Raw genomic sequence first — 22,768 nt, forward strand, 5'->3', positions numbered from 1 at the left:
CCGGTAGTGAGTCTATCGGGGACGTTTTTATTTGTCTACCCGCTCCACCAGCTTGCCAATATCGCTGCTAACTTGCTGAATAAATGCCAGTTGATCACTCAGTAGTGGATCGGGTGGGTTTTCTACAAGGAGTGAAGGGACTGACGTTGAATCCTGAATAGATTTGTCCGTAACTGTACCCAAGCGACGAAGGCTTTCGGTCAGCGTAAACAATGCCCGTTTGACTGGGCGCAGCAACGTAGCCGGGTAAACCGTAGGCTGAGTACCTATTTGTGCCGATGTGATCGTGGCGATGTTGGCTGACAGGATGTGATTTAGAACAACGAATTCATAAATCAGCTTCTCATTGCGCTGTTTGTGTTTCGGTTCAGACAGCATTCGGTCAAAAGCCGCCGATAGGTTAGCCGATGTGACATATACTTCCTTTCGGGCCAGTTTATATTCGATCAAATTGATTTCCCTCCCAGACAGGCTATCGAGCAGTAGTTGTAAATACCGAATGTTGGCGTGCAGAATCGCTTTCATGGGTTTGATTAACTGATCCGATTCCCACTGCGGAAAAAATGCATACCCGGCCGTCAGCGCAATGATGCCTCCCAGCAATGTATCGAAAAAACGCTCTTCGGCGACGCCCAGGTAGCTCACGCCCAGAAAGCTGAAGAGAATGAGTACAAAAGGCGTTACACAAATCACCATGACGATGTAATTGATCCGCTGGGCGCTGTAAGTGCCTAGCATGAACAGCACCATAAAGCCAAACTGGACATTTTTATTGGGGAAAAAGGTCAATACAAGCACCCCGATGATGCCCCCGGCCAGTGTGCCGCTAATCCGCTGGATATTTCGTTGTTTGGTCAGGCTGAAAGCGGGTTTTAAAATCACCGAAATCGTCAGCAATACCCAGTAACTATGGTGGCCATAGGGCAGGAGTTTGGTAATGACAAACCCCAGTAACATGGCAATGGCGACCCGTATCGAGTAGCGGAAAGTTAAGGATTTGAGGGACAGGTTATCCAGAAATGATTTCAGGTCGATTTCCTGGTGAGAAACAAACCGACCGTATTCCATAGCCTCGTTATCGACCGTATTCAGTTTGGTCGAAGCCAGGTTTTTTTGCAGGGTACTGACCCGCTGGCTGATTGTGCGCAGGCTGACCAGCACTTTTTTAAGAACCAGGGTACTGCCGTCCTGATCGCCGAGGGCGTCGATGCTGCGTTTTAGTTTTTCCAGTTCGACCGTGCTGGCGACGGGTCTATGAAACGGTACGGGTAATTGAATGGCTAAGCCGATGTGATCCAGTTCGACCGACAACCGACGAATGGAGCGGGCAAACTCATCCAGCACGCCCGACTTCCCGAAACGATCACGGATGTCGGAATAGTCATAATACATGGCGATGATCTGCTCATACAAGTCGATTACATCCACAAACGTCAGCAGTAATAACCGCCCTGTACGTGTGGACTCGGCGACGATTCGCCGACTTTTGAAGAGCACTTCCCGAACCGCATCCTGCTTTTCGCTTACATCGACCTGCTGAGCAATCAGTCGGCGGTAGTTGTCGTCCAGTTGGGTACTGGTGTCGTAAAAATCTGCCTTGATCGCCATGAGCTTGGCGATCTCATGAATGCATTGCCCGAGAGCCTGCTGTGCCAGCCGGTAAGGTTGCAGCCGCGACGCCACTAAACTAATGGTACTGTACCAAATACTCCCGGCCAGCACTAACGTACTCTCATGTACGACACCCCGCGCATCGAGTGGCCGGTCGATCATTAGAATCATGATGAGCAAAGCGGCTGTTCCGACAGATGTGGCCCGGTTGCCGTAGATGGCAAACATGGAGAAGAAAAAGCTGAACAGGAATATTTCAACGCCTAAAACGTAGGGGTGCATCCGGGCGAAGCCCGTTATGAAGGTTACCGAAAAGCTGATCAACGCACTGATCGCCATTGCGTTGCGCCGGTGCATGACGGGTCCGGGAGCGTCACTCAGGCTGACGTTCAGGGCTCCCAGCGACATGGCCATCCCCGACTGAAGCTGCCCGAACTGAGCGAGTAGTAGAGAAGGCAGCAGAATGGACAGCGTTGTACGCAAACCATCTGAAAAATACTGGCTGGACAAAAAATAACTGACCTGCCGACTAGGCTTATTCATAAGGAGACGCCGTAATTACTGTCCAATCGAAGTCAGACTTGTTCGGCGTTCGCCGATTTGTTGCCGCCACATGGCATAATATAGGCCTTTTTGAGCAACCAAGGCATCATGACTGCCCATTTCAACAATTTTACCTTTCTCCAGCACGAAAATAGTATTCGCGTGCAGGATGGTCGACAGGCGGTGAGCGATCAGGATGGTAATCTGCTCATTCAGGGCCGATACACTCCGGACGGTATCCGTAATCTCTTCCTCGGTCAGCGAATCGAGTGCCGACGTTGCTTCATCGAAAATTAACAGGCGTGGGTGCCGGACAAGAGCGCGGGCAATGGATAGCCGTTGCTTTTCGCCCCCCGACATTTTGAGGCCACCCTCACCAATTTGCGTGTCGAGCCCGTTGGCTGAGCGGGCCAGCAGGTGGTCGCAGGCCGCTTTATCCAGTGCGTCGAGCATTTCGGCTTCGGTGGCATCGGGTTTGACAAATAACAGATTTTCGCGGATGGTTCCGGCAAACAGGTGGGTGTCTTGGGTAACAAACCCGATTTGCCGACGCATCGGATTGAACCGAATGTCTTTTGTGGAAATGTCATTGTAATAAATCTCCCCGTCGACGGGTCGGTAAAGCCCTACCAACAGCTTGACCATCGTGGATTTTCCGGAGCCGGATGGCCCCACAAAAGCAATCGTATCGCCCAGTTCGGCTTCGAAGGAAACGCCATCAATGGCATTCTGACCAGCGCCATGGTGTCGGAAGACGACATCGTCGAAGCGCAATCGCTCCAGTGGTCCGACAACGATTGGCGATTCCGGATTGCGTTCGATGGGTTTCTGCATCAGCTGGTCGAAACTATGCAGGCCCGCTTCGGCTTCGCGATATGCCAGAATAATGTTGCCCAACTCCTGTAGCGGGTTGAAAATAGCCACCGAAATAAACTGCATGGAAATCAGTTCACCGGTGCTTAACACATGCCGGAAAATAAGCCAGAGCAGCGTGAACAGGACTGATTGCTTAAGGATATTGAGGGTCGTGCTTTGCCAGAACGAAAGCAGCCGAACCCGTTTTACCTTAAACATTTCCAGATCGAAGATGCGTCCTGTCTGGACCTTCAATCGTCGGATTTCCGGAAACGTCAGGCCTAAACTTTTGATCAGTTCAATGTTGCGGAGTGACTCGGTAATGACGCCCGACAGCAGGGCTGTTTCGCGGTTGATCGACCGTTGGGTGGTTTTGATCTGGGTGCTGAGCAAACCCGTCAGGCCGCCCAGCAGCAATACGCCGATCAGAAACACCGGAACCAGCGCCCAGTGTTTCGTAACGGCATACCAGATCAGAAAGCCAATGCCGACCAGCGATGAAAACAGGATATTGACGAAGGCATTGATAAATTTCTCCGTGTCCGTTCGGACTTTCTGCAGAATCGACAGCGTGGCTCCACTGCTTTGATCGCCAAACTCCTGGTACGATAACCGAAGGGTTTGTTTGAGGCCATCGTTGAAAATGTCCGTACCGAATTTCTGGACAACCAGCCGCGTGGCATATTCCTGAAATGCCTTGGTTATGTTGGACAGAACAGCCACCCCGACGGCTATTCCCAGCAGGAACAACACCCCGTTGATCTTTTCCGAGTCGGTTTTCCTGCCGGGATTGGTCGCGTATTCGTCGATAAGTTTACCGAAGATAATTGGGTCGACCAGGGCCAATATCTGGGCAATACCCGCCAATGCTAACGCCAGCACGGCCAGCCAGCGGTACGGTTTCAGGTAAGTCCAGAGTATGCGCATGGGCTGATCAGTTACCGGTCCAGCTCCTCGATGCGGGCTTGGTGCCGACCACCTTCAAAGGGCGTATCGAGCCAGATTTTAACCAGGCTAAGGGCCGTTTCTTCGCTCATCATTCGTTCACCAATTGATATCACGTTGGCGTCGTTGTGCTGGCGGCACAACCGGGCCGATTCTTCATTCCAGCACAGGCCGCAGCGCACGCCCTTGATGCGGTTGGCCATGATCGCTTCGCCATTGCCCGAACCACCCAGCACGACACCCCGCTCCACCTCACCGGCAGCAACGGCTTCGGCAACGGGACGGATGAAAAGGGGGTAGTCTACAGAGGGGGTTTCGGCATACGTGCCCTTGTCAACAACCTCATGTCCCAGACCGGTGAGAAATTGTTTGATCGCTTCTTTGTAGCGGAAACCAGCGTGATCGGAGCCTATGGCAATTTTCATATGTAAACGATAGGAATTAAAACAACAGCCAAAAGTAGTAGAATCATGTGCTAAGATGAAACCTTAACGGAGTAAACTTGTTCGGAAAACAGACTGGCGGTAATTTGCAGCTCGTCAATACTACTGACTATGATTCCAGCTACTAATCAGCGCCCATCGGCAACGATCTTATTTATCTTTGGTGGCAGCGGAGATTTGAATCTTCGCAAATTGACCCCTGCGCTTTATAATCTTTCGCTCGATAACTACTTATCAGACCAATTTGCGGTAGTTGGATTGGGTAGGAGTGAGTACTCGGACGAATCGTTCCGAGAGCGGTTGCTCGAAGGCGTACAGTCCTTTTCCCGGCGGAAAGATGACCTGGAAACCAAGTGGACGTCTTTCTCAAAAGTTATCTCCTACCTGCAAATGGACGCCGGCGATGCCGCTGCGTATACCAAACTTAGCGACTTCGTATCCCAGAAAGAGGGTGAATGGGGCGGCCCGGCCAATATTGTCTTTTACCTGGCTGTAGCGCCCCAACTGGTGCCTGGCATTGCCACAAACCTGGGCAAGCTCGAACTTTGTTGTGATAAATCACGCGTTAGAATTGTGGTAGAAAAGCCATTCGGGCATGATCTCAAAACGGCGCAGGAACTGAATACGCTGTTGGGCGGCCTGTTTGCCGAAGAGCAGATCTATCGAATCGACCACTATTTAGGAAAAGAAACGGTACAAAATATTCTGGCCCTTCGCTTTGCCAATTCCCTGTTCGAGCCAATCTGGAACCGGCGGTATGTAGAATACGTACAAATTACTGCTTCGGAAACGGTAGGTCTCGAAGGCCGGGGCGGTTATTACGAAGGGTCTGGTGCGCTGCGGGATATGATCCAGAATCACCTGCTTCAGATGCTCTGTATGGTGGCTACCGAAGCGCCTATTTCGTTCGACGCCAACGAGGTTCGTAATAAAAAAGTGGATGTATTGAATGCCATCCGCCGGATTAAGCCCGATCAGGTGAAGGATATTGCTGTTCGGGGCCAGTATGGTCCCGGTGAAAAAGACGGGAAAGCCATTCCAGGCTACCGCGAGGAGGAAGGCGTTAAGCCCGATTCAAAAACGGAGACGTTTGCCGCGGTTAAGTTGTTTGTCGACAACTGGCGCTGGGAAGATGTACCCTTCTACCTGCGTACCGGTAAGTCGCTTCCCGAAAAAGCAACGGTCATCAATATTCAGTTTAAACCCGCTCCCAACTACGCCTTCCCCGACGAAGCCACCGAAAATTGGTCGTCGAACCAACTGACAATCGGTATCCAACCGGCTATGGACATTCGGTTGCGGTTCCAGGCCAAACGGCCGGGACAAACCCTCGCCATCGACCCGGTGGAGATGGTATTCAGTTACAAAGAGGCTTATGAAGGGCAGGAGCCGGAAGCCTACGAAACCCTGTTGCTGGATGTAATGACCGGTGACGCTACGCTGTTTATGCGGGCCGATCAGGTTGAAGCGGCCTGGAAAGTTGTTACCCCGATTCTGGAAGCCTGGGAATCCGAGACCGTCGATTTCCCCAACTATGCACCCGGTTCCTGGGGCCCCGACGCGGCCCGGCAACTGGTGGAGAAAGATGGCTTTCAGTGGATGATGAAATAAAGGTATTAACGGTTTGAAATTCTCTCCGTGGTCCAAGAGGACATGAACCACGAAGAGAATTTCAAACCAAATTCCACAGACCCATGACCCAACTCGCTGCCCTATTTGTTGATGACCAAAACTTACCGTGGGAACAGGTAACCGAGGGCGTAAAGCGCAAAATTATGACCTACGATGCCAATTTGATGATGGTCAAAGTTGCGTTTGAAACCGGTGGCATTGGGGCAGCGCACAGCCATGTCCATACGCAGATGAGCTATGTCGCCAGCGGTGCATTTTCCATCTTGATCGGCGATGAAACGCGAACCGTTCGGGCGGGGGATGTTTACTATATTCCACCGAATGTTTGGCACGGAGCCGTTTGTGAAGAGGCTGGCGTACTGGTCGATGTGTTCACGCCCATGCGCGAAGATTTTGTCTATTAACCTGTTGCTCAATAGTATGAGCGAAAGCTGAACTGTCTGTTATGCAACTCATTATAAAGAAGAACCCGGCCGATCTGGCTAAGGCTGCTGCTGACTTTATTACCAAGCGTATTAAAGAAGTACTTAAAACGCAGGATCGCTTCACGATTGCCCTGTCGGGGGGAAGTACACCCAAAGCGCTACACGAGTTATTGGCGAAGGCTCCTTACGTTGACCAGATTCCGTGGCTTCAACTGCACGTTTTCTGGGGCGATGAACGCTACGTGCCTATCGACGATGAGCAAAGCAACGCGGGTATGGCCTATGACACCCTGCTCGGACACGTTTATACGCCCGAAGAGCAGATTCATGTCTGGCGTACGGACCTCGAACCCGAGGCTGCTGCCGCTGATTACGACCGGGTGCTACATGATTATTTTGGAACTACCGGGCCCACCTTCGACCTCGTTTTGCTCGGTATGGGCGACGATGGCCACACGCTTTCGTTGTTCCCCGGTACGGAAGTGGTCCATGAGGCAACTGCCTGGACCAAAGCCTATTTCCTGACGCAACAGGACATGTACCGGCTGACCTTAACAGCCCCGATTGTGAATCGGGCTTCCTGTGTCGCGTTTCTGGTGGCCGGTCCTAAGAAAGCGGATCCGCTGAAAGAGGTGCTGGAAGGAGATTACAATCCGGATAAATACCCATCGCAGGTTATCAAACCGACTGATGGGGAACTGGTTTGGCTGGTTGATGAAAAAGCGGCTTCTCTTCTGAAAAATTAAGCTTAGATCAATCCTGTATACTGACAAAGGCCCTCAATAATGAGGGCCTTTGTCAGTATACAGGGCACAAAAAAAGACTACTTGATCGAGTCTTTCTTTGTGGTATCACTCGTCATGGTCGATGACGAGTCGGTCGTCATTTTCGTTGAATCGCTCATCATCGACGTGCTGTCAGATACAGTCGTTGTCGATGTGGTTGATTCAGTTTTAGAGCTAGAGCAGGCTGTTGCCAAAGCCATCATTGACAGAAAGAAGAATGCAGATTTTGCCATGTCGTTGGTAAATTGAAGTGGTTAGTAGATTTCTACGTCATTAATACGCTTCGCAAACTAAAGTAACCCATCGTAATTTTTTATTTTTCTGATTTTGCCAACTTTTTGGTTATTGTTTGCGCAAAAACAGCTAAAAAATTGCGGTATGAATGGCAGCTATCAACGAATTGATAATCCGTTACCACTCAGCACTAAAAGGGGCCGCTGACAGAGACAAACAAATACTACCTAAATTGTTCTGAATTATTATTGAGTGGCGGGTTCGCTACACCAGTTTGGCCTTCAGAAATTTTGTTGTCCGCTCCCAGGCTAACTTTGCTGCGGCTTCGTTGTAACGCGTGGGCGCCGTATCGTTGTTGAAGGCGTGTTGAGCACCTTCGTATACATACAGTTCGTAGGGAACGCCTGCTTTCTTCAGGGCTTCTTCATAAGCGGGAATGCCTGCATTGATACGCTCATCCAGACCGCCGTAATGGAGTTGCACGGCGGCTTTTATTTTAGGAACATCGGCGGCTTCGGGCTGGCGACCGTAGAAGGGGACCGCAGCTTTGAGGTCAGGATAGTGAACGGCGAGCTGGTTGGCCATAGCACCTCCCCAGCAGAAACCAACGCACCCAACTTTACCGTTGCTTTCAGGACGTGTTTTAAGATAGTCGAGGGCTTTCTCGAAGTTCTCACGGGTTTTCTGAGGATCCAGTTTGCCGAATAGTTCGCGCATCTGCGTTTCGTCGGCTGGTGTTCCGCCCGCAGCCGAAAGAGCATCGGGGGCCATTGCCAGAAAACCAGCCAGCGCTAACCGGCGGGTTATGTCCTCGATGTGCGGATTCAATCCCCTGTTTTCGTGGATGACTACCACAGAAGGGTACTTGCCGGCCGCTGCTGGCCGGGCCAGATAGCCCTTCATTGTCGTATCTGAACCGGGAAACGTAACCGACTCGGTTTTGATGCGGTCGTCCTGCTGAGGCACCGTTTCAGCATGCGCATAATTAACTTCCAGGAGCGGTAAAACAGTTAATGCTGCGGCCATACTGCCCGTCAGTTTCGCTAGTCGTTTTAAAAAATCGTCGCGTTTTAATGGTTTATGCGTGTATTCGTCGAAGAGATTGATAATGCGTTGATCCATGAGTCGTCTGGTTAAGGGCTTATCCTGTAAAACTGACGAATCGTTCACGGAAATACAAACGCGTAAAGCGGGTTCTCAAGACAGTAACTTCATTCAATACCAGTGGTTTGGTCCGACCAGGTTTCAACCCGGTCGAACCAAACCACTGGTCTGAACCCGAAAAGGGTTTGTGAAGACACAGACCCCGGCTTTATGCGCGGGTTTTTTTTATAAAAACATCCCTCCCGAAACCTCAATGCGCTGCGCGTTGATCCAGCGGGCTTCCTCGGTGCACAGAAACGCAACTACTCCGCCGATGTCATCGGGCAGACCAACACGACCCAGCGCCGTAACCGAGGCCAGGTGACTGTTGATCTGGGAGTTGTCCCGCACAAGGCCTCCACCAAAGTCGGTCTCAATGGCACCCGGAGCAACTACGTTGGCCGCAATGCCCCGTTCGCCCAGCTCTTTGGCTAGGTATCGGGTGAAGACCTCCACTCCCCCTTTCATGCTGGCATAGGCCGGGTAACCCGGCGTGGCGAAACGGGCCAGTCCCGTCGAAATGTTGATGATCCGCCCCCCGTCGTTGAGTAGGGGCAAGGCCTTCTGCGTCAGGAAAAAGACACCCTTCAAATGGATATTCACCATCTCGTCGAACTGCGCTTCGGTCGTGTCGGCAAACAAGGCGTACGAAGCCGTACCGGCATTGTTGATCAGAAAGTCGAAGCGGTCTGCCGTAAAGGTGTTTTGCAGGGCAGTGCTGAGCTGTTCATAAAACGCGTCGAAACTCCGGACGTCGCTGGTGTTAAGTTGTAGCGCCACCGCCTTTTGGCCGAGCGCTTCTATCTCAGCTACGACCGATTGTGCCTCGTCTTGCCGGCTGTTGTACGTAAGCACCACACCAATGCCTTTTTTCGCTAAACTGAGGGCCATGTTTTTGCCCAAACCCCGACTGCCGCCGGTCACTAATGCAATTTTGTTTTCAGTTGCCATCGTGTTGTGTTCAAGAATGATGGCACAAAATTGAGCTTTACAGTCCGTCGGATTATGGTGATAGCTTCAGATTAAATGGTGAGTAGTTCAGTTTTTGCCCATTCTTCCTGAAAAACCGATTCCCGGTATTGTTTGGGCGTCACTCCCTGAAAGCGTTTGAAGAACTTGGTAAAGTTTGAGGGATCGAACGTAAGGGTGGTGGCAATGCTGGCAATGGAGCGTTGGTTCTCCTGCAGCATCGCCCGGGCAATGACCATGATCTTTTCTTCAAAAAAGAAACAGGGCGCTTTGCCGGTTGTCAGTTTAATGGTGTTGCTCAGGTGCGTCGGGTGGATGTTCATTTCGGCGGCAATATCCCGGATTTCGTACATGTCCAAGACGCGACCGTCGACAATATCGGCCAGGTGCCGGTCGATGATACGAAGAAAATCCGCCGTTATTTCGTGCTGACGAGCCGCTATTTTCTGAGGTAATTTATAGGTAGGCATACAGAGGGGCTTATGGCCTTTCGACACTAACTATTTCCGGGCAGTTTTAGATCACCACCAGGCTTGTTTCTGCGTCCACTTTAACCATCGGTCAACGGAATGCTGTTCATGGTAAGAATTCAGGTCAGCCGAAAATAGGCGGGAATTGTTTTTCAGCTTTACCTTTGCACCAACATCAAAGAGTGAAAGAGCGAAAGACTGAATGAGCGAAAACACGTCGCCTTTCAAAATCACTCTTTTGCTCTTTCACTCTTTCACTCTTTATTCATGGAATACCGCATCGAAAAAGATACGATGGGCCAGGTACATGTTCCGGCCAACGTTTATTGGGGCGCCCAAACCCAGCGCTCGATCGAAAACTTTAAAATTGCGCAGGACATCAATAAAATGCCCCGGGAAATTATCCGGGCTTTTGCGTACCTCAAAAAAGCAGCCGCGCTGACAAACCTGGATGCGGGTGGATTGACGCAGGAAAAAAGCGACTTGATCGGGCAGGCCTGCGACGAGATTCTGGCCGGAGAGCTGGACGATCAATTTCCGCTCGTGGTATGGCAAACCGGTTCCGGTACGCAGTCGAACATGAACGTAAACGAGGTAATTGCCTATCGCGGACACGTTTTGCATGGCGGCCAACTCAGCGACGAAAAGAAATTTCTGCACCCCAACGACGATGTAAACAAGTCGCAGTCGTCGAACGATACGTTTCCGACGGCGATGCACATTGCCGCCTATAAAATCCTGATCGACGTTACCATTCCGGGCATTACCAAACTGCGCGACACGCTGGCGGCCAAATCAAAGCAGTTCATGCACATCGTCAAAATCGGTCGGACGCACTTCATGGATGCGACGCCCTTAACGGTTGGGCAGGAGCTTTCGGGTTATGTTTCGCAACTCGACCACGGTTTGCGGGCCATCAACAATTCGCTGGCTCACCTCAGCGAACTGGCTCTGGGTGGTACTGCCGTAGGAACCGGCATCAATACGCCCCCGAATTATTCCGAGAACGTAGCCAAACACATTGCCAGCGTTACGGGCTTGCCTTTTGTAACGGCTGAAAATAAATTCGAAGCGCTGGCTGCCCACGATGCCATTGTGGAAGCCCACGGTGCGCTGAAAACCGTAGCCGCCAGCCTGATGAAAATCGGGAATGACATTCGGATGCTGTCGAGCGGTCCGCGCGCGGGTATCGGCGAACTGCACATTCCAGACAATGAGCCGGGTTCGTCAATTATGCCGGGCAAGGTGAATCCTACCCAAAGCGAAGCCATGACCATGGTCGCTGCGCAGGTAATGGGTAACGACGTGGCCATCAACATTGGGGGCATGAGCGGTCATTTCGAACTGAACGTGTTCAAGCCGGTTATGATCTACAACTTTCTGCACTCCGCCCGGCTAATCGGCGACGTTTGCGTGTCATTCAACGATAAATGTGCGGAAGGCATTGAGCCGATCGAAGCGAACATCAAAAAACACGTCGATTCGTCGCTGATGCTGGTAACCGCCCTGAACACGAAGATCGGGTATTACAAAGCCGCTGAAATTGCCCAAACAGCCCACAAAAACGGGTCGACGCTGAAAGAAACGGCCCTCAAACTCGGCTACCTGACCGAAGACGAGTTCAATGAGTGGGTGAAACCGGAAGATATGGTTGGTAAGATTGAGTAATTTCGGTTAGTACACGCGTAAATCTGCTCAAAAAGCGGTCGGCTATTTATTGGCTGATCGCTTTTTGTTTTTACTTTTAGAGCATTGACTTTTCTCTATTATCCGTAAATAACGACGCGCAACCTCAATGGCTAACGAATCTCCGGCCCTGAAAAAAGCATTAACCCCGATTCATCTATGGGCTATTGGCGTAGGGCTGGTTATTTCCGGCGAATATTTCGGCTGGAATTATGGCTGGGGGGTGGCCGGAACTGTGGGGCTGTTGCTGGCTACGTTGTTTATTACGCTGCTCTATTTTACGTTTATTTTTAGCTTCACCGAACTCACAACGGCCATTCCAAATGCCGGTGGGCCGTTCGCCTACGCCCTGCAAGCCTTCGGGCCTTTGGGAGCGTTAATTGCCGGCTATGCCACCCTGATCGAGTTCTTATTTGCAACACCCGCCATTGCGCTGGCGCTGGGCAGTTACGTCCACTTTCTCTACCCCAGTATTTCGGTTGTCTGGTGCTCAATTGGGTCGTTCATCGTGTTCACGCTGATCAATTTGCTGGGTATCAAAGAAGCGGCCTGGTTCTCGCTGGTGATGACCATTATTGCCATCGGCGAGCTACTGCTTTTCATTGGCGTCGTGTATCCATACACTCGCTTTGAGACGTTTTTGCATAACCCGATGCCTTTTGGCTGGTCGGGGGTCTTTGCTGCGCTGCCGTTTGCCATTTGGCTGTTCGTTTGTCTGGAGGGGATTGCGATGGTGGCCGAGGAAGTGAAAGATGGAAAAAATACCATCGCCAAAGGCTACATTTCGGCCGTGTTGACGCTAACATTTCTGGCCCTCACGGTCATGATCAGTGTGGGGGGCATTACGCATTGGGAAAACCTGGATCACCTCGATTACCCTATGCCCGAAGCCATTGCCATTGTGCTTGGCCGACAGAATCCACTAACCAAATTCTTTGCCAGCGTTGGCCTGTTTGGTCTGATCGCATCGTTTCACGGCATCATCATCAGTTACTCCCGGCAGATCTTTGCTCTGGCCCGTAGCGGCTACCTGCCTCATGGGCTGGCGTCGGTCAGTAGAACCCGGAAAGTACCGGTCCGGGCATTGCTGGCAGGTGCTGTGTTTGGCATTATCGCCCTGCTGTTGTTTGATACGAGCAAACTGGTGATTCTGTCCACGATTGGGGCGGTGGTTGTTTACATCATCAGTATGCTGGCATTATTCCGGCTCCGGCAGACCCAGCCCGCCTTGCCACGGTCCTTCAAAGCCCCGTTGTATCCCTACGTTCCGGCGCTTGCCCTGTTGCTGGCGGTTGTGGCGCTCATGGCCATGATTTACTTTTATGGCTGGTTAAGTTTTCTATTCTTTGTCGGGCTGGTCATTCTTGCTGGCGTATTTTACGCATCGGGTAAATATCAAAAAGTGAAACAGGCATGGCAGCAAACCCTGACGGGCAGCTCCTAAAACCACAAATTTGGAATGGCCTATACATGCACCATTGATAGCTTTACGTACCGCTTCCAGGACCTGAAGGAACTGTTGGCCAAAGCGACCCCGCTGCGTTCGGGTGATGCGCTGGCGGGCCTGGTTGCCGAGAGTTACGAAGAGCGGGTGGCGGCCCAGATCGCGCTGGCCGACGTGTCGTTGACCACGTTCCTGAATGAGGCCGTAATCCCTTACGAAAGCGATGAGGTGACGCGTCTGATCATGGATACGCATGACAAGGCAGCCTTTTCGTCGATTAGTCATTTTACCGTCGGAGAACTCCGTGACTGGCTGTTGAGCGATGAGGCCAGCACCGTCCAATTACGCCAGATAGCGCCCGGACTTTTACCCGAAATGGTGTCTGCTGTATCGAAACTGATGCGAAATCAGGATTTAATTCTGGTGGCGAAGAAGTGTGAAGTGGTCACCCGGTTCCGAAATACGCAGGGATTATCGGGGCATTTATCCGTTCGCCTGCAACCGAATCACCCAACCGACGACGCGAAAGGAGTGGCCGCCAGCATTATCGATGGCTTACTGTATGGCAGTGGCGACGCCATGATCGGCATTAATCCGGCCACGGATAGTCCGGCGGCCACGGCGCAACTGCTGTACATGCTCGATAACCTGCGCGAACGATTCGACATGCCAACCCAAAACTGCGTGCTGAGCCACATAACGACCACCCTGCAGTTGATCGGGCAAAACGTACCCGTTGATTTGATCTTCCAGTCGATTGCCGGTACCGAAAAAGCGAATGCCAGTTTTGGCGTTACCTTATCGCTCTTGCAGGAAGCGTACGAAGCGGGCCTTTCGCTGAACCGGGGGACTCTTGGCAACAACCTGATGTACTTTGAAACAGGGCAGGGGAGTGCCCTCTCGTCGGGTGGGCACCATAACGTCGATCAGCAAACGTGCGAAGTGCGGGCCTATGCCGTAGCTCGAAAATTCAACCCCTTTCTGGTTAACTCTGTCGTTGGCTTCATTGGTCCCGAGTACCTGTTCGATGGCAAACAGATCATTCGGGCGGGGCTTGAAGATCACTTTTGTGGAAAGCTTATGGGCTTGCCTATGGGCATGGATATTTGCTATACCAACCATGCCCAGGCCGATCAGGACGATATGGATACGCTCCTGACACTGCTGGGGGTAGCGGGCATCAACTTCATCATGGGCATTCCCGGAGCCGACGACATTATGCTCAACTACCAGTCGACCTCTTTCCACGATGCGCTCTACCTGCGCCGGGTGCTGGGCCTGCGACCAGCGCCCGAATTTGAAGAGTGGCTTCTTCGGCAGGGGATTATAGACGGCATTGGCAATCGCTTGTCGGGAAGTGCGCAGAAACAACTATTCGCGGCCCTTCTTCCAGCATGAACGAACCGCAAAAAAACGGCCTAGAACCCGACGAATGGCAGCCGCTCAAGGCATATACCAGGGCCCGGATTGCGCTGGGGAAAACCGGCGTTTCGGTACCCCTTAACGAATCCCTTCAATTTAGACTGGCGCATGCGCACGCCAAAGATGCCGTGTACTCGCAGTTGGATCTGGCTGATCTGCGGGCATCTCTGGGCGACGCCGGCCTGCCCATCCATACCCTTCGGAGCCGGGCCGAAAATCGGGATATGTACCTGCAACGACCCGATTACGGGCGGTTGCTTGACGACCCTTCAATTAACTACCTCCAACGGCTTAACAGCGTTCCGGCAGACATCTGTATAATCATCGCCGATGGTTTATCGGCAATGGCCATTATGAAAAATGCGGGTCCGCTGATTCAGTTGCTGGTCAGTAAGGTTCGGCAGGCGGGTTACTCACTGGCCCCCATACTCGTGGTCGAGCAGGGGCGGGTGGCCATTACCGACGCCATTGGGGAAATTCTGCGCCCCCGGTTAGCCATTGTATTCATCGGTGAACGACCAGGCCTGAGTTCGTTCGATAGCATGGGTGCCTACATTACCTATGCGCCCAGGTCTGGCTTGACGGATGAACGACGAAACTGCATTTCGAACATCCGGGAGCAGGGACTATCGGCAGAAATGGCCGTCGATAAGCTGATGTATCTCATTCAGTCGGCCTTTCGGTTGCAACTGACGGGCGTCGCGCTGAAAGATAATAATGCCCTTGACGCAAGCGACTTACGGGGAACTATCACCGAATAGTTACGTAAATAATCGACGGTTAAAATTTCTCTTCAAATGATTTGCCCCAAACGGGAAGGGATTTTTGTTTATATCAGTTATACTTTTGACAGGTCATTGACACCCTATGTTGATTGACGATTGGCTTAAAACGACTGACCGCTACCCTTATGAATATTGGTGATAAAGTCCGGTTGCTCCGGGCAAAAGAACAAGGCGTCGTATCGCGCTTATTACCCGGCGATATGATTGAAATTGAAATCGAAGACGGATTTCGAATTCCGGTAATGCGTTCGGAACTGGTTCCGGTTTCACCGTTGGAAGCCGACCGTTTGCTCAGGACCAGCACATTCGCTCCGCAGAAAACAGTAGAGCCGAAGGCACCGACCATCCTGTCGAACCAGGGTATTTACCTGGCGTTTATGCCCGTCAATGACCGGGAGTACACGCTTCATTTGATTAACAACACCGATTGGGAGTTTGCTTATGTGCTGGGCGAGGAGTCGGCCGGGGCTGGTGGAGGGGTTCAGTTTCGGGGGCTTCATAGCGGCCTTCTGAAACCCAAGTCGCAGCAGAAGATGAACGATCTGTATGCACATGCCAGTTTCGAAAGCTGGCCGACGTTTGTGGTGCAGGGGCTTTGGTTCAGGGCGGGTAAATCGACGCTGCGCCAGCCGCTGATCAAACGATTCAAGGCAAGGGCAACGACTTTCTTCAAGAATAAAACTACCGCCCCCGTTATCAATCTGCCCGGTTTCCTGACGCAACTGGATGCGGAGAGCGATCTGGCACAGCCATCGGCACCCAACAGCAACCGGACTGCCCAGCCGAAGCCTACGGTCATTCACCCCGAGGATTTGAAGGCGGAAATGCTAAAGCCTAAATCAGATTCGGACACGGTATCCGTTGAGCGGCCGACCTCGATTGTTGATCTGCACGTGGAGCAATTGCTACCCAAAGGAACAGGCAACCGAAATCCGGCGGAACTACTGAAACTGCAGCTCGATACGTTCGAAAAAACGCTCGAAAACGCCATTGCCAGCGGTATGAGTGACATCACATTCATTCATGGTGTCGGGAGTGGCTCGTTGCGTACCGAACTTCACAAGCGATTGGGGCAACACCCGCATGTTAAATTCTTTGAAGACGCTCAAAAGCAGAAGTTTGGTTATGGTGCCACCAAGGTTACGCTTAAGTAAACAGATTATGCTCGGTAGAGACTATCTATCTCCCTATTTGTGCAGTGTTGTTCTGTGTTGTAGTTTTTTTCTAGTAAGTTGCGGACATCCGTCTGGTAACCGACTGACTACCAAGGCACCCAAGGAAGCTTATAATACCACCGAAATGGAAGTTCGAAATGAACGCTTTTTGTCCACGGCTCACGTACCTGTGTCCATTGCGCTGGGCGACGTTGAACGGCAAATCAATGCGCAGGTAACGGGCCTGATCTACGAGGATAACAGCTTGGATGACAACAACAAGGACCAGTTCATGACGAAGGTGTGGAAGCGGGGTACGATCCTGGTCAATGCGCAGGATAGTCTGTTCCATTTCACGGTGCCGTTACGAATCTGGGTAAAAGCGGGCGTGTCGGTACTTGGTTTCACGCAGTACAAGGAAACCGAATTCGAGCTGGACCTGCGGTTTAAAACGAAGTTCGATCTCGACCCTGACTGGTCGGTCAACACGCATACCGAAGCCGATGGGTATGGCTGGGTACGCAAACCAACGGTAAATGTTGTGGGGCTGAATATCCCGATTACCAATATTGTTGGCCGGATGATCGACAAAAACCTGGGCAGCATCACCAAAACGCTGGATCAGCAGATACGCCGGAACATCGACCTGCGAACCCCCGTGTTAAAAGCCTGGAACACAATTCGGGAGCCTTACCTTATCTCCGACAAATACCGGACCTACTTACAGGTGGTGCCCAAACGAATACTCATTACACCCTTGCGTTTTGAGGGTCGGGTTATCCGGTCTACCATTGGCTTTGAGGGATTTACGCTTACCACGACCGGTGCTAAACCGGATGTGAAACCGGCCGTATCGCTCCCCGACCTGGTCGTTGTTCCGCAGGTAAAAGATGATTTTCAGATAGGTTTGCTGAGTGAGGCCACGTATCCGGAAGCGGCTAAACTTGCCGCTGACGAATTCGTTGGAAAATCGTTTTCCTTCAGCGAGAATCGATATACCATCACGATCACGAGTATGGACATGTACGGTCAGAATGATAACCTGATTATCAAGGCTGGCCTGAAAGGCACGATCAACGGCGACATTTATTTAAGTGGACGGCCCTACTACGATGCGCAACAGCAAACCATCTCGTTGAAAGACCTGCGGTATGATTTGGACACCCGCAACGTTCTACAGCAGTCGGCTAGCTGGCTGCTAAAAGGCACCTTTGCCCGAACCCTCGAAAAGCAGCTTACCATACCCATTGGCTCCCAACTGGCCGATATGCAGAAACTATTGCAGGAACGGCTGAAAAATAACCAGCTTGTCAAGGGCGTCACGATCAATGGGCATATTGACGAAATAAAGCCCGATCAGGTTTATTTGACCCCAACCGCCATGCTGGCCGTTGTCCATGCCAAAGGACGGGTCGATGTGAAAGTAGAAGGGTTGCAATGAGAAGCCGATCAGCACGGAACAAGCCACATTGGTTTCTCAAAACCGGTACATATCCGTACCTTTGCGCTCCCTGAGCGATACGAGTCGGCTTATCGCGTCTAAGCAATTGGGCGAGGAAAGTCCGGGCAGCATAGGGCACCCTACTTCCTAACGGGAAGGCGGACGGTTGGGAACGACCGTTCGACAGCCAGTGTCACAGAAAACAAACCGCCCCGCTACGGCGAGGTAAGGGTGAAAAGGTGGGGTAAGAGCCTACCGCCCGCTGGGTGACCAACGGGGCAGGATAAACCTTAGGGGCTGAAAGACCAAATAAGCGTCGGACGTGGGGCGGCTCGTCTCCGTTTTAGCGTGCTCCCAACCGGGAGGGCGTTGACTGCCGACGTGGGTAGGTCGAACGAGGTGGCCGGTGACGACCATCCTAGATAAATGATAAGCCATCCTGCTTTCGGTGGGAGGACAGAACCCGGCTTATAGACTCGTGTAGTGAGGGGATTTCGTGAGCATTTGAGGTTTGTTGTCAGAAGTTTAAGGTTTTCTTAGTCAATCTTAAACTTTTGATAACAAACCTCAAACTTTTTTCTTACCTTTGCGGCCACGTTTTACAAGGGGGATGCGTCTCCCGTCAAAAACAAGCAAGCACAAATGGCTGTTAAAATTCGTTTAGCGCGTCGTGGACGCAAGAAAATGGCGATGTATGACATCGTGATCGCAGAGTCAACCTCTCCTCGCGATGGCCGGTTTATCGAAAAAATTGGTTCATACAACCCCAACACCGACCCGTCGACGGTCGTATTGAAGTCGGAACGGGCTGTTTATTGGCTCATGGTAGGTGCTCAGCCGACCGATACCGCGCGTTCGGTATTATCGCACGAAGGCATTATGTATCGCAAACACCTGCAGGTTGGCGTCAACAAAGGAGCCATCACACAGGAACAGGCCGATGAGAAATACTCGACCTGGAAAAGCGAGAAAGAGAACCGCAAAGCCGGTGCTGCCGACACTAAATCGCAAACCAAAGAGCAGGATCGTGCTGCTCGTCTGGATGCTGAGAAAAAGGTGAACGAAGCGCGCGCTGAAGCTATCGCTAAGAAAAACAAGGTAGAAGAACCTGTAGTTGAAGAAGCTCCCGTAGCTGAAGCACCTGCTGCTGACGAAGCTCCCGTAGCGGACGCGCCTGCTGCTGAAGCTGCTCCTGCAACGGACGCGCCTGCTGCCGAATAATTTTCTACGGAGCCTCGTGCTCCACTAAAAACGGTACTAAATAGCCTGTTCATCGATGAACAGGCTATTTTTGTACAACAGACGGTCGATCGGCGCGCCAACGGTCGTTGCTCAACGGACTTGCCGCATTGATAACTCGTAAAGACAGCGTTCTGCTAAAGCGCCACGGGCCACATTATATATGACAAAAGATGATTGTTACCAGCTAGGACACATTACCAAAACGCATGGCGTTAGTGGTGAGCTAGTTCTTTTTTTAGATGTAGACAACGCGGCCGAATACGCCGATCTGGAATCAGTTTTACTGGAGGTAAAAGGAGACCTGATTCCGTACTTTATCGAATCCATCGCTATTGTTAAAGGGAGTCGTGCTATTATTGCGTTTGAAGATGTAAACACCATTGAGCAGGCCGAGCGGCTCATCAACTGTGGTGCCTTTTTGCCGCTGGACGAGCTGGAGCCCATTACCGACGAAACTCGGTTCTATTTCCACGAAATTGTTGGATACCAGGTTGTTGATGCCGAAGCGGGTGAACTGGGCCTCGTTCGGGGGGTCTATGCCATGAACGCACAGGACCTGATTGCGATGGATTATCTGGGCAAAGAAGTGTTGATTCCCATCAACAGCGACATTGTTCGAACGGTCGATCGGGCCAACCAGAAACTCAATGTGGCCTTGCCTGATGGGCTACTGGCGATTTACATGGAAGAGGATAGTAAAGAGAATGAAAGCGCAGACGTAAACGGCGACGACGCTGACCGCAGCCCGGACAATACCGATGAGGATTGATATTATAACCTGCCTGCCCCGGCTTCTGGATAGTTTCTTTGCCCATTCCATTCTGCAACGGGCGCAACAGGGTGGTTATGTGGAGGTTGTGGTACATGACCTGCGCGATTACACGGCCGATAAGCACCGTCGTGTAGATGATTATGCCTTTGGGGGCGGTGCCGGTATGGTCATGCAGATCGAGCCGATTGCCCGGTGCATCCGGTCGCTACAGGCCGAACGTACTTACGACGAGGTTATTTACATGACGCCAGACGGCGAACGACTGAACCAACAGACGGCGAATTCGCTTTCGTTGAGACAGAACCTGATTATCCTGTGCGGGCATTATAAAGGCGTCGATGAGCGGGTGCGGGAGGTATTCATTACGAAAGAAATAAGCATCGGCGACTATGTCCTGTCTGGGGGAGAACTGGCAGCCTGCGTATTGTCGGATGCGATAATCCGCTTATTGCCGGGCGTACTGAATGACGAGACATCAGCTCTGACCGACTCGTTTCAGGATAACTTGCTGGCGCCACCCGTTTATACGCGTCCTGCCGAATTTGAAGGTCATCGGGTACCCGATATTTTACTGTCGGGCCATGAAGCTAAAATTGACGAATGGCGGCACGAACAGGCGCTTGAACGAACACGTATCCGACGACCCGATTTGCTCGAATAAAAACCCTGCCGTACCTACTAATCGAAACAAGATGGCCCCGCTCTCATCCTATACGTATTTCAACCGGGATTTAAGCTGGCTCAGTTTCAACCGTCGGGTCCTTCAGGAAGCGGCTAATCCGGCAGTGCCGCTCTACGAGCGCATCCGGTTTTTAGCTATTTTCTCCTCAAATCTAGAGGAGTTTTTCCGGGTTAGGGTGTCGGCCCTGATGGCATTAGGCGAGCTGGGAGCGCTTGATAGAGAGGCTACTGATCCGCATTTGCTGCTTGACGTACAGGCGACGGTGCAGCAGTGTCAGGAAGAGTTCGGACGATTGCTGACAAAGCAGCTTCTGCCGCAGCTGCTGGAAAATGGTGTGCATTTATATTATGGTGAATCGCTATTACCGGCTCATGAACCGGCCGTAACCGATTACTTTTTTAGCCGGGTCTTAGCCTTCATCCAGCCCGTATGGCTCACTCAGGACCGTCGGGAAGCAATTCAGTTGCCCGATAGTTCACTTTATTTTGTCGTTGTCCTGGCCACATCTGAACCTTCGGCATCAACCCAATACGCCCTGTTGCCTATTCCTCGCCAGCATCTGCCTCGTTTTTATGAACTGCCTGCCTTGGCCAATGGCTGTCATCTGGTGTTTCTCGACGATGTGATTCGGCAGCATTTGGCCGCTGTCTTTCCGGATTTTACCATACAGGGGTGCTACAGTATCAAGATCAACCGAAATGCCGATGTCAGCATCGTCGATGAGTTCTCGGGCGAGATGGACGAAAATGTAGCCCGAATGCTTGAACAGCGGAGTGCCGGTCGCCCGACCCGGTTTTTGTACGACGCAACCATGCCCGCCAACCTGCTCGATTTCCTCTGCGATTATTTTGCTCTGACCCGGCAGGAACTGACAGCAGGAGGACGTTACCATACCCTGAGCGATCTGGCCGAACTACCCAATCCGGTAGGCAGCCGACTACGATACCCGCCACGTCCTCCGCTGGCCTATCCGGTTCTGCAGGGCGACTCATCTATCTTTACCCAGCTCGATCGGCGGGATCATTTGCTGCATTTGCCTTATCAGTCGTATAACTCGGTACTGCGTTTTTTCAACGAAGCAGCCGTTGACCCGTACGTGCGCGAAATTTACGTAACGCTGTATCGGGTGGCCCCCGATTCGGCGATTGTGAATGCGCTGATCAGTGCGGCTCTGAATGGCAAGCAGGTAACGGTTTTTGTCGAATTAAAAGCCCGTTTTGATGAAGCCAATAACCTTAAATGGGGTAAGCAGCTGAAAGCGGCCGGGGTTCGGCTCGTCTACAGTATTCCGTCGTTGAAGGTACACGCCAAAACGGCGCTGGTGAAACGGCAGCAGGGCTCACAGAGCCAGCACTATGGCTTACTGGCAACGGGTAATTTTAACGAAGGAACGGCCCGGTTTTATACCGATCATGTACTGCTGACGAGTCAGTCGGACTTGACCCAGGAACTGGATTTGCTTTTTACCTACCTGCAAACCCGCGCGCAGCCCGATGCCTACCCGTCTCTTTCCTTTCGGCACCTGCTTGTGGCTCCGTTCAACCTGATGAATCGGTTTTTAGCCCTGATTGATCGGGAAATTGCGCATCAACGCGCTGGTCGTGAAGCGTGTATCACGATTAAGCTCAATAATTTACAGGAGAAAACGATGATCGACAAACTCTACGAAGCCAGTCAGGCCGGGGTGCGGGTAGAGTTGATCGTTCGGGCAATCTGTACGTTAGTACCGGGCGTGCCTGGGCAGAGTGAGCATATCACCGTCCGGCGTATTGTCGACCGCTACCTCGAACATGGTCGAGTATACATCTTTCACAATAATAACCAGCCTGAAACGTACCTCGGTTCAGCTGATTGGATGAACCGAAATCTTTATCGGCGAATTGAAGTATGTTTTCCTGTCTATGACGCGCAATTGCAGGCCCAAATCCGACAACTCATTGATTTTCAGTTGGCCGATAATACACAGGCCTGTCTTATAGATGATCAGTTAAGGATGCTACCCGTTCCGGCAGACGGGGCCCCGATACGATCGCAGGAGGTTATTTACACGCAACTGTCCACCGATAACCACTTTTCAGTTTAGCT

At 51.7% G+C, this 22,768-nt stretch carries 20 protein-coding genes and 1 other RNA gene; 15 read left to right on the top strand and 6 right to left on the bottom strand.

Annotated features, from left to right (window positions below):
- Window positions 1–27: 27 nt before the first annotated feature.
- Genes ACYU8Y_RS07740 through rpiB form a run of 3 tightly spaced genes read right to left on the bottom strand, consistent with a single transcriptional unit; the run spans window position 28 to window position 4,379 of the window.
- Entirely contained in the window at window positions 28–2,154 is a 2,127-nt protein-coding gene (locus ACYU8Y_RS07740; protein WP_460935874.1) for an FUSC family protein, read from the bottom strand.
- 15 nt (window positions 2,155–2,169) lie between these two features.
- A complete protein-coding gene (locus ACYU8Y_RS07745; RefSeq protein ID WP_460935876.1) occupies window positions 2,170–3,936 on the bottom strand; it encodes an ABC transporter ATP-binding protein in 1,767 nt (588 codons plus the stop codon).
- An 11-nt stretch (window positions 3,937–3,947) separates the two neighbouring features.
- Window positions 3,948–4,379 carry a ribose 5-phosphate isomerase B gene (gene rpiB, locus ACYU8Y_RS07750; RefSeq protein ID WP_460935878.1) on the bottom strand — a complete coding sequence of 144 codons (432 nt, stop codon included), beginning with the start codon at window positions 4,377–4,379 and terminating at the stop codon, window positions 3,948–3,950.
- 129 nt (window positions 4,380–4,508) lie between these two features.
- On the opposite strand from rpiB, the gene zwf reads away from it, so the two are divergent.
- The 4 genes from zwf (at window position 4,509) to ACYU8Y_RS07770 (ending at window position 7,488) form a co-directional block, all read left to right on the top strand.
- A complete protein-coding gene (zwf, locus tag ACYU8Y_RS07755; protein ID WP_460935880.1) occupies window positions 4,509–6,008 on the top strand; it encodes a glucose-6-phosphate dehydrogenase in 1,500 nt (499 codons plus the stop codon).
- An 83-nt stretch (window positions 6,009–6,091) separates the two neighbouring features.
- On the top strand, window positions 6,092–6,433 hold the full coding sequence (locus ACYU8Y_RS07760; RefSeq protein ID WP_460935882.1) for a cupin domain-containing protein: 342 nt from the start codon (window positions 6,092–6,094) through the stop codon (window positions 6,431–6,433).
- 41 nt (window positions 6,434–6,474) lie between these two features.
- On the top strand, window positions 6,475–7,200 hold the full coding sequence (gene pgl / locus ACYU8Y_RS07765; protein WP_460935883.1) for a 6-phosphogluconolactonase: 726 nt from the start codon (window positions 6,475–6,477) through the stop codon (window positions 7,198–7,200).
- 99 nt (window positions 7,201–7,299) lie between these two features.
- A complete protein-coding gene (locus tag ACYU8Y_RS07770; protein WP_460935885.1) occupies window positions 7,300–7,488 on the top strand; it encodes a hypothetical protein in 189 nt (62 codons plus the stop codon).
- A 249-nt stretch (window positions 7,489–7,737) separates the two neighbouring features.
- Here the strand turns inward: ACYU8Y_RS07770 and ACYU8Y_RS07775 are convergent, their stop codons facing one another.
- From ACYU8Y_RS07775 to ACYU8Y_RS07785, 3 genes are all read right to left on the bottom strand, one after another.
- Window positions 7,738–8,595 carry a dienelactone hydrolase family protein gene (locus ACYU8Y_RS07775; protein ID WP_460935887.1) on the bottom strand — a complete coding sequence of 286 codons (858 nt, stop codon included), beginning with the start codon at window positions 8,593–8,595 and terminating at the stop codon, window positions 7,738–7,740.
- A 207-nt stretch (window positions 8,596–8,802) separates the two neighbouring features.
- Window positions 8,803–9,567 carry an SDR family oxidoreductase gene (locus ACYU8Y_RS07780; protein WP_460935889.1) on the bottom strand — a complete coding sequence of 255 codons (765 nt, stop codon included), beginning with the start codon at window positions 9,565–9,567 and terminating at the stop codon, window positions 8,803–8,805.
- A gap of 71 nt (window positions 9,568–9,638) precedes the next feature.
- Window positions 9,639–10,055: a helix-turn-helix domain-containing protein gene (locus tag ACYU8Y_RS07785; RefSeq protein ID WP_460935891.1), complete on the bottom strand. Its 417-nt coding sequence runs from the start codon at window positions 10,053–10,055 to the stop codon at window positions 9,639–9,641.
- Window positions 10,056–10,322: 267 nt separating this feature from the next.
- Between ACYU8Y_RS07785 and fumC the strand changes: the two genes are divergently transcribed.
- From fumC to ppk1, 11 genes are all read left to right on the top strand, one after another.
- Window positions 10,323–11,723, top strand: coding sequence for a class II fumarate hydratase (fumC, locus tag ACYU8Y_RS07790; RefSeq protein WP_460935892.1), 1,401 nt, complete (start codon window positions 10,323–10,325; stop codon window positions 11,721–11,723).
- 127 nt (window positions 11,724–11,850) lie between these two features.
- A complete protein-coding gene (gene eat / locus ACYU8Y_RS07795) occupies window positions 11,851–13,185 on the top strand; it encodes an ethanolamine permease (RefSeq protein WP_460935894.1) in 1,335 nt (444 codons plus the stop codon).
- Between the two features lie 15 nt (window positions 13,186–13,200).
- Window positions 13,201–14,583, top strand: a complete 1,383-nt coding sequence (locus tag ACYU8Y_RS07800) for an ethanolamine ammonia-lyase subunit EutB (protein WP_460935896.1) — start codon at window positions 13,201–13,203, stop codon at window positions 14,581–14,583.
- Window positions 14,580–15,368 carry an ethanolamine ammonia-lyase subunit EutC gene (gene eutC / locus ACYU8Y_RS07805; protein WP_460935898.1) on the top strand — a complete coding sequence of 263 codons (789 nt, stop codon included), beginning with the start codon at window positions 14,580–14,582 and terminating at the stop codon, window positions 15,366–15,368. Before ACYU8Y_RS07800 ends, eutC begins: the two co-directional genes overlap by 4 nt.
- Before the next feature lie 149 nt (window positions 15,369–15,517).
- On the top strand, window positions 15,518–16,546 hold the full coding sequence (locus tag ACYU8Y_RS07810; RefSeq protein ID WP_460935900.1) for a Smr/MutS family protein: 1,029 nt from the start codon (window positions 15,518–15,520) through the stop codon (window positions 16,544–16,546).
- Between the two features lie 145 nt (window positions 16,547–16,691).
- Window positions 16,692–17,987 carry a DUF4403 family protein gene (locus tag ACYU8Y_RS07815; protein WP_460935902.1) on the top strand — a complete coding sequence of 432 codons (1,296 nt, stop codon included), beginning with the start codon at window positions 16,692–16,694 and terminating at the stop codon, window positions 17,985–17,987.
- 76 nt (window positions 17,988–18,063) lie between these two features.
- An RNA gene (rnpB, locus tag ACYU8Y_RS07820) (RNase P RNA component class A) lies at window positions 18,064–18,474 on the top strand.
- A 155-nt stretch (window positions 18,475–18,629) separates the two neighbouring features.
- Window positions 18,630–19,208, top strand: a complete 579-nt coding sequence (locus ACYU8Y_RS07825) for a 30S ribosomal protein S16 (protein ID WP_460935904.1) — start codon at window positions 18,630–18,632, stop codon at window positions 19,206–19,208.
- A gap of 181 nt (window positions 19,209–19,389) precedes the next feature.
- Window positions 19,390–19,998 (top strand): ribosome maturation factor RimM, encoded by a 609-nt coding sequence (rimM, locus tag ACYU8Y_RS07830; RefSeq protein ID WP_460935906.1) that lies wholly within the window; start codon window positions 19,390–19,392, stop codon window positions 19,996–19,998.
- On the top strand, window positions 19,988–20,662 hold the full coding sequence (gene trmD / locus ACYU8Y_RS07835) for a tRNA (guanosine(37)-N1)-methyltransferase TrmD (RefSeq protein WP_460935908.1): 675 nt from the start codon (window positions 19,988–19,990) through the stop codon (window positions 20,660–20,662). Before rimM ends, trmD begins: the two co-directional genes overlap by 11 nt.
- A gap of 31 nt (window positions 20,663–20,693) precedes the next feature.
- Window positions 20,694–22,766 (top strand): polyphosphate kinase 1, encoded by a 2,073-nt coding sequence (ppk1, locus tag ACYU8Y_RS07840; RefSeq protein ID WP_460935910.1) that lies wholly within the window; start codon window positions 20,694–20,696, stop codon window positions 22,764–22,766.
- Window positions 22,767–22,768 lie beyond the last annotated feature (2 nt).

This window comes from Spirosoma humi (genome assembly GCF_054776575.1).